General features: G+C 47.8%; 8 protein-coding genes. 2 read left to right on the forward strand and 6 right to left on the reverse strand.

Annotated elements, in window-relative coordinates:
- Nucleotides 1-41: 41 nt before the first annotated feature.
- Entirely contained in the window at nt 42-506 is a 465-nt protein-coding gene (locus LLG96_02450; protein MCE5249061.1) for a CBS domain-containing protein, read from the reverse strand.
- A gap of 854 nt (nt 507-1,360) precedes the next feature.
- Here LLG96_02450 and LLG96_02455 point away from each other — a divergent pair.
- Nucleotides 1,361-5,119, forward strand: coding sequence for a PAS domain S-box protein (locus LLG96_02455; GenBank protein MCE5249062.1), 3,759 nt, complete (start codon nt 1,361-1,363; stop codon nt 5,117-5,119).
- Between the two features lie 36 nt (nt 5,120-5,155).
- Here LLG96_02455 and LLG96_02460 read toward each other — a convergent pair whose 3' ends face one another.
- Together LLG96_02460 and LLG96_02465 are read right to left on the reverse strand one after the other, a co-directional pair.
- The gene (locus tag LLG96_02460; protein MCE5249063.1) at nt 5,156-6,211 is read right to left on the reverse strand and encodes a hypothetical protein; all 1,056 of its coding nucleotides are present in this window, start codon (nt 6,209-6,211) and stop codon (nt 5,156-5,158) included.
- Nucleotides 6,212-6,911: 700 nt separating this feature from the next.
- On the reverse strand, nt 6,912-9,053 hold the full coding sequence (locus LLG96_02465) for a carbohydrate binding family 9 domain-containing protein (protein MCE5249064.1): 2,142 nt from the start codon (nt 9,051-9,053) through the stop codon (nt 6,912-6,914).
- Between the two features lie 802 nt (nt 9,054-9,855).
- Here LLG96_02465 and LLG96_02470 point away from each other — a divergent pair.
- On the forward strand, nt 9,856-13,098 hold the full coding sequence (locus tag LLG96_02470) for a PAS domain S-box protein (GenBank protein ID MCE5249065.1): 3,243 nt from the start codon (nt 9,856-9,858) through the stop codon (nt 13,096-13,098).
- 21 nt (nt 13,099-13,119) lie between these two features.
- On the opposite strand, the gene LLG96_02475 is transcribed toward LLG96_02470, so the two are convergent.
- From LLG96_02475 to LLG96_02485, 3 genes are read right to left on the reverse strand one after another with little or no spacing between them, the layout of a single operon-like run.
- Entirely contained in the window at nt 13,120-13,845 is a 726-nt protein-coding gene (locus tag LLG96_02475; GenBank protein MCE5249066.1) for a hypothetical protein, read from the reverse strand.
- On the reverse strand, nt 13,728-15,068 hold the full coding sequence (locus LLG96_02480; protein ID MCE5249067.1) for a M56 family metallopeptidase: 1,341 nt from the start codon (nt 15,066-15,068) through the stop codon (nt 13,728-13,730). The genes LLG96_02475 and LLG96_02480 overlap by 118 nt, the downstream gene beginning before the upstream one ends.
- Nucleotides 15,068-15,448, reverse strand: a complete 381-nt coding sequence (locus LLG96_02485) for a BlaI/MecI/CopY family transcriptional regulator (protein ID MCE5249068.1) — start codon at nt 15,446-15,448, stop codon at nt 15,068-15,070. The genes LLG96_02480 and LLG96_02485 overlap by 1 nt, the downstream gene beginning before the upstream one ends.
- Between the last annotated feature and the right edge of the window lie 272 nt (nt 15,449-15,720).

Below are 15,720 nucleotides of genomic sequence, written 5' to 3' on the forward strand. Positions count from 1 at the left end.
ATTTTCCCGATCGTTACCGGGCATCATTTTATCATCTTCGCTCATTTTTTATTTATTCCCGCAACATGATAGAGGATATCGAGGGTGCTTACAATCCCCGTAATCTCATGATCCCTTGTAATGATCAATCGATGAATTTTATGGTCTATCATTGTTTTTGCCAGAGATTCAACAGATATATCTTCTCCGGCAGTGATCGGCTCGGGAGTCATGATTGCCCGTACCGTCATTTCATGCGCCGCCGGTGGTTCTTCATCACCATGTTCCGAACAGAATTCCAGAACATCCTTGAGGACTTCTTTTACGGATACATGAAGATCGATATCCATACAGTGGCCTAATATGTCCGTTTTTGTGACTATGCCGACGAGTTTCTTCTCGTTGTTCATCACGGGGACACAACTTATCATGTTTTCCACAAAAATCCTGATCAGATCATGAATAGCGGTATCCTCTTCAACGACAATGACCTTCCTCGTCATGATGTCACGAGCCGTATGATTCATTTTTCCTTCCCTCCGTTGTCGTTAACCGACATTATAATATATAAAATTATTTTGTCACCATTATTATAAGAATTTATGTGGTAATTCCTCATTTTTAAGAACACTTTTCATATATGTTACTTCCTTTGCGTGCCAAAAGGAAGCAACCAGGTAAAAGGGCACCCCGTGAAAAGCCTTACTTTCCGTTCACAGGCATTTTTGGTCTATATTCTATTTATAATCAACGTATTACAATACAATTCATCGTGGATTTTGGGGGAGTCGCCAGTATTATAAGGGTGACACATGGTGAAGCCGAGGGGGATTAATGATGTTTGCTGACTTAACTGGATAACCTCAATTACATACTTTTAAAAACGATGCCTGAAACCCTGATTATTCAAAGGGATTTGTTCCAGTTTTGAGGATTTTTTGAAGCACCCGCATGGCGGCATCATCAGGGAATATCGTACACTTCATGTGTTGTATATTATTATGTGCCTGTTATATATCGTCATGGAGCGATTGAAACAACCGTCCACGAAAAATACTTGTGCTAAAAAGCCCTTATGATATATTTGTTAAACGAATAAAACGGATACACCTGTAGTGCGCTTGGAAGTTGAAACCGTGTTACTGTAAGAGACGGTATCGATATGAAAGCTCCTGAAAAACAGGAAAGAAATGTATCCCGTTTCACCTGTCGAATAGTACTCTTGACATCGTTACTATTCTTCATAGTAATCGTTAAACAATTTTTTATCCGAACCGCCATTGCTTCGAACACTCCGCTTGCAAATGCTTTCATTTCTCCCGCTGTCCCCTCTGTCCAGGATCTAGTGCACTGGCGGTTTTTCACCTCCCAGGACGGGATGATGGAATCATGGACAGGCTCCGTCACCGCGGACGCCGACGGCAGAATATTGATCAACCACGGCGTAGTGGATTCGATGAGCTGTTATGACGGGTATCGCTTTTCCAGACTGCCGAGCCCTATTCCTTTTGCGAAGGTATTCTCTGACTCATCCGGTGACCTTTGGACGGTGTATGCCGGGGACACGGGCGGTTTTCAGAGGTTTCACGACGGCCGGTGGGAGAAAAAGATAATCGGCCTTCCCGGTTTTAAAAGCATGCTTTCATTCAACAATCGATTCCCCTTCCTCCCCACATCTCAGGGGAAAATCTATTATCTTCTTCCCGACAGTCTCATGATATTCGATTATGATACGGGAATATCGACGCTTCTGCTTCGCGCCGGTGAAACCCCCATCTCCCGGTTCATCGACATGATCCGGGCACGTGACGGCGGTTTGTGGATAACCGGGTGGAACGGAATCGTAAAATGCGCGCCGAATATGGGACACCCGCATTCCCCGCCGGAATGGGAGGCGTTTCCGCTGCCGGGAGCCATCAAAGCCGAAAATCCCGGAAATCCTGTTGAAAACGACGCACACGAGGTGTTTGTGGTCGCTGACTCCCGGCGGACGGGGAAAAAGATTCTGCTGATCTTCGACGGCGCATCATGGAGGCAGATGGATTTCAGCGTACCGGGGATTATATGCGCGGGCTGGAGGGGTATCGACCGGAGCATATGGCTCAGAACCACTGTATCGGAAGCATGGAATGCCTCATGGAACCTTTTCCGCTTCGAGGATGATCATATCGAGATCGTGAAGAAAAACAGGGTGTTGTCAGGGTTCTTTCTTGATATGGAAGCCACATCCGACGGATGTTTCTGGATAGCGACCTCCAGCGGGCTTGCGCGGTATTCGCACCCGACATGGAGAATCCCGCCGGGCCTGCCCGATATCCGGCGGATTGTTCATTATTCATTCGAATCAAACGACGGAAGCATCTTTTTCGGAATGGAAGACTCGCTTCTCGTACTGCGGGGAGACAAGTGGGAGACCATTCTCGTTCCGGAACCCTTTCGCCCCTGGAAAATAGATATGTGTATGCTCGACGGGAGAAAACTGGTGTTTGGATCCCGCGGCAACAAAATCGTGTATTACGACACCGTGAAAAAGGTCTTCGGCGCCATTCAGCATCCCCTGGCAACAGAAATCTTTCTGATCCAGCAGCGGGGCAATGATTCCGCGTGGGTATATTTACAGACACCCGCAGGCGACTACCGCATTGAAATACTGAAAAACGACCAGTTCGAACCGTTTCCCGGCGATATTAACGCCAACGATTCAGGATCATCTCTCTGGGAAATACATACCGCCACGAACGGAGATACATGGTTCCTCGAGACCTCGGGTCTGAACCGTTACCACGACGGTTATATCCAGAAATTCGGCCCGGAAGACGGATACACAATGGGAGGCGCATTCTGTTTCCTTGAAAGAAACGACGGTAAAATCTGGATAGGCGGCAGGGATATGATACAGGAATTCGACGGCTCCTCATGGACGACGGTAAAGTCCACAGATCTGGAAACGGTACGGTCATTGACGCAATGCTCCGACGGCAGTATCATCGCCGGTTCCGGGACCGGGATTCACCGCTTTTTTCAGGATTCGTGGATCGCTCAAACTTTCGAAGACGGTCTTCCCGACGCAATCGTATACAAGGTATTCGAGGACAGGGCCCACCGTATCTGGGCATGTACCGCCATGGGAATAAGTCTTTATTATCCCGAATCCGATGTATACCCCCCGGAAACATATATCACTCCACAGGATACCAGGCTCGAAGTGACTCCGGGCGGGAACGGCCGCATCGGATTTTACGGGGCGGATAAATGGGAGTACACTCTCCACAACCGGCTGTTGTTTTCCTGGAGGATCGACAGCGGTCCATGGTTGCCGTTTCAACAGGTGACCTCGGCCTCTTTCTCCGGGCTGAGCGCCGGGAGGCACCGTTTTGAAGTACGGTCGATCGATCGCAACCTGAACATCGACAGTTCCCCTGCGATGTGTGAATTCGTGGTGCTCACTCCCTGGTACCGCGCAACCGGTTTCCTCGTGATTTTTTCACTCGGATGTACGGCGATACTCTCTCTGATCGTTTACGCCGTGTCCCGCCATGTCCTGCTCGAGAAACTGGTAATAAAGCGCACTGCCAGCCTGCAAAGCGAAATCAGCGAGCGGATGAGTGTTGAAGAAAAATACCGTACGCTTTTTGAAACATCGCTCGATGCACTGGATCTTGTTTCACCCAAGGGAACGATACTCGATGTCAACAAGGCCTGGCTCAACCTCTTCGGATATACACGAGGCGAGACGGTCGGGAAAAATATCGGGATGATATATGCGCACAAGGATGATTCCGTGCTGATAAGAAACGAACTCCTCAACAAAGGATATATTCAGGATCGGGAAATGCTTTTCGTTACAAAAGACGGCGGTGAACTCACATGCAATGTGACCGGGAACGTACGCTTCGACGGTGACGGAAACATAATGTATTTCCAGATCATCATCCGCGACATCACCGAGAGGAAAAAACTCGAGGCCCGGTTGTTCCAGTCTCAGAAAATGGAGGCGATCGGAACGCTTGCCGGCGGGATCGCGCACGATTTCAATAATATACTCACTGCAATAATCGGGTATGCCGAGCTGGTGATAATGGAAACTCCCGAAGGAAGCACTATGCGATCCGATATGGAGAAAATCCTCGCAGCAGGAAATCGCGCGCGGGGAGTCGTAGATCAGATTCTCATTTTCAGCCGTAAGCAAGAAACGAAGAATGTTCCGCTCCGGATTTCGCCAATTCTCAAGGAGAGCCTGAAATTCCTGCGCGCCTCGTTGCCTTCATACATTAATATTGTACAAAACATCGAATATGAAACCGGATATGTCGTTGCCAATCCTTCCAATGTTCACCAGATTATCATGAATCTCTGTACGAATGCCGCACACGCAATGAAAAAAGACAATGAAGGAACCCTTACCGTTCAGTTCAATGAAATCACTTTAGATGATGATTTTGTTTCCGGTCATCCGGGCCTGACAAGAGGGCGTTATGCAAGATTGATTGTAAGCGATACAGGATATGGCATGACCCAGGATGTTCAGCAGCGGATTTTTGAACCCTATTTCACCACCAAAAGCCAGGGTGAAGGCACCGGACTCGGGTTATCGATAATTCATGGTATTGTCACGAGTTTAAAAGGAATAATTACCGTATATTCCGAGCCGGGGAAAGGAAGCACGTTTAATGTATACTTGCCCCTGACCGACCAGAATCAGGAAGTAACAGCGACAGAAAAAGCTCCCGACTATTCCGGCAGCGGTCATATCCTTTTTGTCGATGACGAGCCTGATATTGTCGAAATAGGCACCCGTATTCTCAAGAGCTTAGGTTACGATGTCACTGCAATGACAAACAGTGTTGATGCGCTTGACTTTTTCCGCAAGAACCATGAACAGATCGACCTCGTCATCTCGGATATGACCATGCCGGTCATTCCGGGAGATAAACTTGCCCGGGGCATTCTCGATATTCGACCCGACATTCCAATCATTATCTGCACCGGATTCAGCGAACGGCTTTCAAAAGAAGAAGCCCTGGCCATGGGGATTCGGGAGTATCTTGGAAAACCACTTCTTAAATCGGAGATGGCGGAAAAGATTCATAAGATATTAACCGGAAAGTCGGAACAGAATGCCCGGGAAGACAAAGAGTAAGTAAAGATGCGTTCCCGCCGTTGATGACCGAAGCGCTCAGCGCACCTGACCGGGTTTCAGACCACGAATGTAAGGAAGGACTTCATTCGAATAGTACGGCTCCTGCGTCCCCCAGAAGATGTAGTCCAGCCGCAGACGGTCTTTTGCATAAAGGTACAGCTCATCCACTGTCACACGCTTCCCCGTAGCGGGATTTTTGTCCTCCAGGTTTCCATCCTGCACCGCAATACCAGCCATAATTTTCGGGCCGCGCGCCGCGATGAGGGGGTAGCTGTGATTCTGCTGTCCCTTCCGGTACGGAAGCAGGTCGGGGCCGCCGACACCCACTCCGATTCGCTCCGCATGTTCGTAAACGGCCCTGAGATAGCCGTGGTCGGTCCACGGGAGCCATTCGCCCGGCATGAAATTGGCATACTGGATCACACAGGACTTCGGGAACGCCTGGCGGGCAGCGGTCATGATCGCCTTTATGCCTTCGACATAGCTCTCGTACGTGAATCCCTCGGGATGGAACCTGCCGCTCTCACCAAATCCGATGGCCGTCTCGGGAAGATTCAACCCTTCGATACGACCATCGAGTTCCCTGCCAAGCACCTGCAGAAGCCTGATGAAACGGGCACGCACAGCCGGGTCCCACCGCCGCGCCACCCATCCGTCGAATATGGGCCTCGATTCATCGTCTCCCCCGAACTCGTACTTGCGCGCCGCGCCCCCGCCGAAGGCAGGGTCGTCACGAAGGTAGTCGGGAACGGTGACGGTTTCGTCGAACGAGACATCCTGAAGCTGCAGAAAAAGCCGCCTGCCGTGTTGTTCGAGGAACGCGAGGTCAGCGAGCAGCGGACGGAGCTCGTATTTATCCCGCTCAGGCTCGAGCTCCCGCCATGTGTACTTGAGCTGGGCGCCGTCGATGGATTCGTTTTCGAGAAAACTGGTCTCCGATATCCGCTCGTGCTCTCTGTTGAAGAAAATGAAGTTCCGGGGAGCGGAATAATTGCCGGTTTCCTCCGCATAGACCCCGGAGACAACGACAGCCATCAATAATACAAATGCAGCCACCAGGGCGCTTCCCGGTGTGTTCATGTGAATTTTCACTCTTTTCCGCCTGACTCCTGTCTGTTTGGCTTCCGCACAAATCGTGCAGGAGAAAAAATAGATCACATCATTTCTTAAAACAACCTGTTTTGTCACACCCGTTAAATAAGGTCTTGACAATACCACTCCAGGGGACCGTCATCTTACCGGCCTGAAGGATTTCAGGGGAATCACGATTGTCAATCCGTCAACATTTATTGCGCTTATCAGGAGGGAAGGACTGCCGGAATAATATGGTGTTCATTACCCGTACACCGACGGGAACGACGGCGGAAACATTTTTGGGGATTACCGTTTTTAAACCGGATTTATCATATATTCCTGTACCTTTAAAAGTCTTGTGATAAAGTCTGTAAGTGTGGATATAAGCTGTCAAGGGTCGGTACGAAGTGCCGATTTACATGCCCTTGACAGCAACAAAACAACACATTTCGTCATAGGGCTCGTGAAATATATACTTTTTCACAGCCCTCTTAAACCCTCACCCTCCTGACCTCCTCTCCCTGAAACAAGTTCAGGGCGAGGAAGAGCCTTAGACCGGACTCCGTAAACGGACCCCTCTCCCATTAATAGTAGAGGGTATCAAAAGGTGAGGGTAAACAGGAATTTATTACATTACCCCAGGGAGAAAATAAGGCACTTCATCGCGGAAAAAGAATACAATGCGCGAGCTCCCTCAGGAACAGATTTGCGGACAATTTCACAGCCTGTACGTATAATTCACTTTCAGCATGGCGGCGTTCTCTTTGGTCCGGTAATCGAATTCTTCTTCCAACAGGTGATTGTAGACAATGTAAATATCGCTCCCCACCCGCGGGATATAATGGATGCGGAAATTCGTGGTGACCTCGTTGGTTTTGTTGTTCCACTGGACGAAAACGGAGGATGAAAGCCGTGTGCTGAAATCCACACCCATCCTTCCACCGTACTCGCGGGTGATGAACCGGCTGTCATTGATATTGATATCGTTATACGTCATATCGGCGGAGAGCGCGATGTATTCAGTCTGCTTGAAAGCGAGCGAGGCGTTGTAATAGGTCCGCGTGCCGCAGTAGTGATCGCCGAAGTTGGTGTTGAAATTCAGCGCTACCGGGCGGTTACGGCTCCCGGAGTACTGGATGTCATAGTACCACCATGTGTACGTCCCCCGGGGAACAACCGTATCCCCGAATATTTTCCAGCCATCGGGCTTGTCGATAAAATCATACTTGTTCCATATCTTGAAATCGAGGACATCGCCCGAATTGAAAATAAATCCGAGGGGACGGATTTCCTCGTTACGGGTTTCGAGGACGCCGTCCATGTCGGTGGTGTAATTGATGTCGAACGGCTTGAAAACCAGCTTTTTCACATAGGGGATGTTCGGCCTCGGAGAGATAGTGAGAAACCAGATGTAATTCTTGATTCCCACCCTGCTGGCGAATCCCACACCGGGCTTGAAATTTTCATCGAGTGTATGGTAGAGACCATACCAGCTGATCAGGTCGTTGGGATAGGAGAAATAGATTCTCCCGGCCAGATTGTCATGGGCCAACCCATCGTCCGAAGAACCGGTGATATATCCCTGGATGTCGAGGTTACGCTTCCCGAGAAACTTACCGGTCCTGTATCCGAAATCAAACCCTAATACCTGATTGTCGTGATCCCTGGCATCGAGCACGCTCGAGCCGATGAAGCCGATGTACGACTGTTCGAACACGTCCTTGCGCACACGGACGACCGAGTAATTGGTCGAGGGAAAGTTCCCTTCCTCCTCTGTCTGAATGGTCATGACACCGAGGCGGTATCCGCCCTGTTTCTGGGTGAGCTTGGCTCCGCCGAGGATAGGGATACCCTCACGGGTGACCGGGTCGATGCCGATATTCCTCGAATAGAAGAGTTTCGTTCCGCCCTGGGTGAAATCGAACGTTTCCAGACCCTCGAGGAAAAAATCACGTTTTTCCGGATACTGGATAGGAAACCGTGTCAGGTTAATGACATCCTTGTCGCTCTCGATCTGGGCAAAATCGGTTTTTGTGGTCAGGTCGAGGGTCATGTTCGAGGTGATGCCATACTTGAGGTCAACACCGTAATTGAATACATCATCAAGTTTTTTCGTCCGCTGTTTCTCCGCGCCCGTGAGCACATAGGGTGTCACATCGAGCTGATGTCCGGGTCTGATCCGCCCGGGAATCACGATAGTCCCGGCGCTCGCCAGATGGGTGGGACCCTCGTCTCTTCGCCAGCCGCGCCATTCAACTTCCTCGTTTTTTCTCCGGATACTCCGGGAAAAATTGATACCCCATATCTGCTGCTCGGTGGTGGGGAACCGCAGGGTCTTGAAGGGTATCTCGAACTCGCACGACCAGCCGAAATCGGTTATCCGCGATGCCACTTCCCAGATGCCGTCCCACTGGTAATTGGCGTCCTTATCGCTCAGAAAAGTCGCATCGTCACGGGCGCCGTTGGCATTGGTCACAAAGGCGAAACCCATGCGCTTGTCATGATAAGTGTCGATCAACACTCCGAAAATATCTTCGTTATTCAGGCCGGTATCCCATTTCAGCTCACGGTGCAGTATTTTGTCCGGTTCGCTGTCAAAGCACTTCACACCGATATAGAGATGGTCTTCGTTGTAGATTATCCGTACCTCTGTCCGCTCAGTGGGCTGTGCGCCCTCCGTCAGCTCGCGCTGGGTGAAGTCCGAAACGACTTCCGCAGATTCCCATGCCTTCTCCGAAAGAGAGCCGTCAAGCTTGATGGGTGAGTCGATCATTTTCGCGGTTATCTGTGCAAAAGCGGGGGGCGCTGCAAGTACATAAAAAAGGCACAACAGTATCGGGTGCATGCGCAACGTGCTCACGGGTACTCCTTTGAAATGAAAAAAAACCACCGTGCCTGAACGCCCGGCGCCCGAACACTCAATAAAGCGAAAGGGAGCGGGTACGGAGACACAACGGGGAAATTTCCATCAGTAAAAACGGGAATGATCAGGTTTCCAATTATGGTTTATTATGGACGTGAAGTCAAGGAGAATCGCCTGACGGCGACTCCGCATTTTATCGTGTGCCGGATCATCGTGCATTCATAAAATCACCCTGATAATCAACGCTGATTTACTATTGTACTTCTCCAGGAGGATCATGTTCCATCTTTTTTCATTCAAAAAGTCAATTTATCATGGTAACCCGGAATACTCATGAAAATATTCAACTACGAAGACACAAAGATAAAATTTTATATAACATATTATTTATACTATTATTATCAATTATTAAACGTTAACACCCCAAAAAAAGATAAAAAATCATAATCCACGAAAATCCGCGTTCTATTAAATTTTGTGAACAGATCGGTTACCAGTGATTTACCTTTCCGTCTTTGTTCGTCCTGCAACACAGCCGGAACCCAATCAATGAAACAAATCACTGCAATAAACAACACATTTTTTTAAAATCTATGCGAATATTTTCTGATGTATAATAATCATTATTAATACGATATTTCCTCATAAATTTCATATTTCTCATAATGTAAGTGTTTGGTATACTTGTGTTTATTCAATATTCAAAAAAAGAAATTTATATGGCGTATTTTAAAGAAAATGATATATTAGCATTTTATATGAATATAATCAATTTCCTCTTAATTCCGGATTTTATTGAATGAGTGTTTTCGGCGGTCAAAAAGACTCGGGAAACGATCTGTATCTTGCGGAGCGTATAGTCGATACTGTCAGAGAACCCTTTATGGTGCTGGACGACAAGCTTCGTATTGTCATGGCGAATCGATCCTTTTACAGGACATTCCGGCTCACACCCGAAAACACGGAAGGCCGTCTGATCTATGAGGTGGGCGGCGGGCAGTGGGATATTCCGAGGCTTCGAAAAGTGCTCGATCAGTATATTTCTCAATACACGGTATTTAACGATTTCGAATTTGAATACGAATTCGGAAACCATGGCCGGCGAACGATGATAATCAACAGCCACCATGTTTGCAGAAATACCGACAGACATCATTTCAATCTTTTGACAATACAGGATATTACCGAGAACAGGCAAATGGAGGATGCTCTCGGAGACAGCGATGAAAAGTATCAGCGTTTGATGGAAAATATTCCCGGCATGGTTTACCTGTTTACCATACATCCCGATAAAACATATTCTTTTCCATTTGTGAGCTCTGCGTCACGTGAACTGTTTGGTATCGAACCTGAAGACCTCATGAGAGACAGTTCCCTCCTTGCCGCTATCATTCACCCTGATGACAGGGAAAAACTCGATGAATCGATCATTAAATCCGCCGAAACACTCCAGCCGTGGAAGGAGGAATTACGTGTTATCGTAAACGGAGAAGTGCGCTGGTATACTTGTGTATCCCGTCCGGAACTGCAATCCGACGGTTCAATTCTCTGGGACGGGATTATACTGGAAATAACCGATCGCGTTAAAATCGAACAGGCGCTTCGCGAAAGCGAATCAAAATACCGTCGCCTGCACGAAACCATGATGGATGCATTTGTCAGCATCGACATGACCGGCCGTATTCAGGAGGCCAACCACGCATTTCAGACTTTGATCGGCTACACGGAAAAGGAGCTAAATCAGCTGACCTACAGAGACCTGACCCCGGAGAAATGGCATTCCTTCGAAGAGGGCATTATTGAAGAACAAATCCTTGCGCATGGCTACTCCACAGTATATGAAAAAGAATATCGCAGAAAAGACGGGACCATTTTCCCCGTTGAACTGAGGACGTTTCTGATGCGCGATGACAGAGGAGAGCCTGTCGTCATGTGGGCCATCGCCCGGGACATCACCGAGCGCAAGAAGACTGAAGCCCAGCTCGAGCATAATCTCCGTGAAACCAGAATGCGTCTGGAAATCAACCAGGCACTGATGGGTAAAAATACCGAGAATGAAGTGCTCGATGTATTGATTCAAAATGCCGGAATATATCCACAAACTTTCGTGTCTATCATGATGTTCACCACAGAAGGAGGAGAACTCACAGCCATCGCCCGTCGAGCCGATTCATTCGAGAGCGGAATAATTCCACAGGTATCCGCGGGATCGAAATTTCCGGTCTCCCGTTTTCCTATGCTCGGAATGTTTTCCGGAAATCAGCTATTTATCACAAATGATATCCTGACCGATGATAATATCGATTCCTTTTCCCGTGAATTTATTCGGGCGGCTGGCGGAGCCAGTCGCGCCGTCCTTCCGCTCGCCGTCGATAATGAGTGGATGGGCTATATACTCATTGTGAGTAAAATAAAAGGGTATTTCGACGAAGAAAAAATTCTCCTCTATCAGACTCTTGCAAAACAAGGGGCCATAGCGCTCCATGCAGCCCGTCTGCAGGAGATTATCCGTGAATCCCAGCAGCGGCTGTCACTGCTCGTGGAGCAATCGCCTCTGGCTTTCATCGAATGGAACCCTGACGATAACGTAGTATCATGGAACCCCGCCGCAGAACGGATATTTGGTTTCTCCAGTGAAGAAGCCCGTGCTCTCCATTCGTGGAGGGACATCATGCCGGAGGCATCATGGCCGGAATTTGAAAAAATCTGGCATGACCTGACAGCGCAAAAAGGTGCGGCACATATTATCGTCGACAATCTGACGAAGAACGGAAAACTCATTACCTGCGAGTGGTTCAATGCGCCGCTCGTCGGGCCGGACAACGATTTTATCGGCATCGTTTCCCTTGTTCAGGATATAACCGAGCATAAACTGGCGGAAGAGGAAAAAGCAAAGCTTGAATCACAACTTCTCCAGGCACAGAAGATGGAATCGGTGGGCCGTCTTGCCGGAGGCGTGGCGCATGATTTCAACAATATGCTCAATGTCGTCCTCGGATATGCGGAATTGATCAAAACCCGTCTGCACAACGATGATCCCCTGCTGAATGATGTGGTTGAGATTGAAAAGGCGGCCAGCCATGCCCGTGATATCACCCGGCAGCTCCTCGCTTTTTCCCGTAAGCAGATCATTTCTCCCCGGCCCATGGATCTGAACGATCTGATCACGAGTACGCAGAAGACGCTTGCCCGTCTTATCGGAGAGGATATCGATCTGCGTTTTCATCCCGATAAAGACCTCTGGAAGATCAGATTCGATCCTACACAGATCGAGCAGATTCTCATCAACCTGGCTGTCAATGCCCGTGACGCCATGCCGAACGGGGGCATGATAACGATTGAAACCGCAAATGTCCTCATTGAAAACACCTTATCCCATGAACAGAGTGAATTTCCTCCCGGATACTATGTCATGCTGAGCTTGAGTGATAACGGAGCGGGAATGCGAAAGGAGACCCTTTCGCATGTTTTCGAGCCTTTTTTCACCACGAAAGAAGTCGGTAAAGGTACCGGCCTCGGGCTCGCCACCGTATATGGTATCGTCAAGCAGAATGGCGGATTCATCAATGTTTACAGCGAGCCGGGTCAGGGTACTACCTTTAAAATCCATATCCCCGGAATCAATGAAGAAAAAACAACTGAAAATAATGAAGAAATGCCGGTCTCTTCCCGTTCCGGAACGATACTGCTGGTGGAAGACGATCCCATGGTGCGCAGGGTAGCACAAATGATGCTCGAGAGATTCGGTTACACGGTTCTGGTTGCGGATTCACCGCTCGGTGCGCTTTCGCTGTGCGAAAAAAGTGATACACCTATCGATCTTCTGATAACCGATGTGGTGATGCCGGAAGTGAACGGTTCCGAGTTAAAAAACAGGATCGTAGCAATAAAACCGGGAATCAAAGTCCTCTTCATGTCCGGGTACACGGGCGATATAATCGTACATCACGGAATGCTCGAAGAAGGAGTTCATTTCATACAGAAACCTTTCAGCATGAACGAGCTCGCCCGGAAGATAAGTGAGGTGTTGGGAGAAGAGTAAGCGCCCCGGACATCAAATCGATCATTCCGGAAAAGATTTTTCAACATTGGACGTATCTATATTAATACCAATTTTCTGGATAGTTTTTATTAATAAATAATATCCAGAAGGTTTTTCTTTTTCCGATGTCGTTTTAAATTGGATTTCCATTATAGTTTTCGGGTCGCTGATTTTGTCTTTGTTTTCTATTAAAGCCTGTTCCAATTGCGATGGCGATACTCGTTTACCATCAATTTCGTAGTCTCCGTTTTCAAGTATCGAGATTTTCAATGATTTATGTATCGTCCCGGAAGATACCTCATTATTCCCCTTCAAACTCGACCCGGAAAGAATGCCTTCGACTTCATTGACCGATAAGGTTATGCCGTCATCGGTATCGCCATCGTTGTTGACATCGATCCGTTCACGGGCAAGTGCTTTATCGCCCTTGAAAGCATATTCATAATGCGCGTTTTCGGGGTGGACAAAACCTATCGGTTTACAGTCATTACCGAAATCGAAGTCGATATAGTTTTTTTCCGAAGTGTAATAGTTTTTTTCCGCTTGTATTATGAAAGACAGCATCTTGCTCGCTTCACTTAAGATGCCTTCTTCTTTAATTTCGGGAACTAAAGCATTCTGGCGCAGCCTTAGAGTTCGCTCTTTTGCGGCAACACGAATTTCCTTGTCCAGATCCTTATGAATCCGCTCGATGGTTTCAGCATAAAACCGTATAGACTCATCATCGGTACCGCGTTCCGTTTCCACCTTCCCGCCGATAAAATAATTGTGCTTGACCAACTGATCCCTGTAGATTCTTTCAAAATCATCCTTTGTTGCGGGCACACCCCAATTTCGTATGTACCATTTTTATATATCTTTACGATAAGCGGAGATTCAATGTCCTGTTGAACCGTTTTTGAAACAGGTGAAGAGGTGGAAGTAATATTATCCGTTTCCACACATGCGAATACAACGGTAATAACAGCCAGAGCGGTTAATATCAGTATGGACGGTACCGACAGAATTTCATTCTTTTTGTAGTCGTTTTTCATGATTCTCCGTATCCTTTCCTTGATTCTGTTCTCGTGCCCGATCAATTGAATCAATACAAATCCCGGGCGATTATCGAGTGACGTTTCTTCGACGATCCTGAGCAAACTCAGCGCATACCGTGTAAATCCGCTGCCAAGGTGCCTGACAACTCCGTCATCGCATAACTCCTCCCGTACAGCTCTCAACCGGTTATTCGCATACCAGACAAACGGGTTGAAAAAATAGACTGCCTGTACCGCAATCTGCAGCCAGTTCAATGCCATATCGCGACGTTTTATATGATAGAGCTCGTGGAGCAGAATCGGTTCGCAGTCCTCGACCGACCATTCATCGACTATGGCGCCGGACAGCACTATGCGAGGCCGGAATATGCCGGTATAAGACGGCATTTTCACTTTTTCCGTATCAATGGAAAGCAATTCGACCGGCTGCCTGATATTCAGTTCGCGGGTAAGTTTGCCGAAGAGAGCCAGAATATCAGAGTTTATGACGGGAACGCAGTGACGCAACAGTTGTCTCGTCCTGAAGAAACTGATAAAAGCGAGAACCATGTAACCGAGAAGACCGATACAATATGCCGCACTTATGAAAAGTAAAAATAACTCCGGAAAAGAGTGTCCCGAGTGTTCAACCGACAGAAAACTGCCCGGAACATCGATGATTGTATTGAATGTCATGCCGTACAGCTCTCCGGCCTTATGAACCATGTGAGCCGCACGTTCGGGAAACAGCCGAGATACGTATCGAATAATATGGTTCAACGGCAAACACAACCGTGCAAGTACAAGACACCACAGCAGATATCGAAACATCGTTGCGGACCGCCTGAATAACCTCTCGATAACGATGACAGCCACAACCAGGATTGAAATCTGCCATGTTACCGGCCAGAGATATCTCATCAGGCGTCCGGCAAAAATAATAATGGATTCCATCAGAGTTCCCCCTTATGCTTTTCGATCAAATCTCTCAGCGCTTTTATTTCCTCACGAGTCAGTTTTTCCTTTTCTGCCAGATGGGCAAAAAGCGGTACAAGGGTGTTGTCCAGCACATTATCCGTCAGCGTTTCGATTTCCTCTTTCATTATTTTCATGCGGGAAGCAGCCGGTTTATAGAGCCAGATCGGGCCTAATTTATCCCGCATCTGAAATCCTTTTTTAACCATGCGATCGAGCATCGTCTTGACAGTCTGATAGCCCCGTTTTTTCTCTTTTAACGTTTCTTCATAAATTTCACGTACAGTCGCATGACCTTTTTCCCAACAGATTTTCATAAGGGACCACTCTGTGCTTGATAATTTTTTTCTTTTCATCATATATACTCCTCCCTCATTAATACAATTTGTATTAATGTTATTACAAAATGTATTTTTGTCAAGTCTTTTTTTCGATTTAAAAAATCGAGAGTAACAACGAAGGATGAAAAATGCATGGAAACTGTATATGGATTCCCGATTAAAGATTCGGGAATGACGGCGTTACGGGGTCATCCGGCGCCAGACCGGGGATAGAGAACCGTGACCCGTTGTTGCATCTTCAGATAAACACTCATGACAATCGAGAGTAACAACGAAGGATGAAAAATGCA

It is taken from the genome of bacterium (assembly GCA_021372535.1).
GTDB lineage: Bacteria > Latescibacterota > Latescibacteria > Latescibacterales > Latescibacteraceae > JAFGMP01.

Coding starts and splice junctions, on each gene's coding strand:
- LLG96_02450 (MCE5249061.1), bottom strand. CDS start 506: ATGAATCATACGGCTCGTGACATCATGACGAGGAAGGTCATTGTCGTT.
- LLG96_02455 (MCE5249062.1), top strand. CDS start 1,361: ATGGAATCATGGACAGGCTCCGTCACCGCGGACGCCGACGGCAGAATA.
- LLG96_02470 (MCE5249065.1), top strand. CDS start 9,856: ATGAGTGTTTTCGGCGGTCAAAAAGACTCGGGAAACGATCTGTATCTT.
- LLG96_02480 (MCE5249067.1), bottom strand. CDS start 15,068: ATGGAATCCATTATTATTTTTGCCGGACGCCTGATGAGATATCTCTGG.
- LLG96_02485 (MCE5249068.1), bottom strand. CDS start 15,448: ATGATGAAAAGAAAAAAATTATCAAGCACAGAGTGGTCCCTTATGAAA.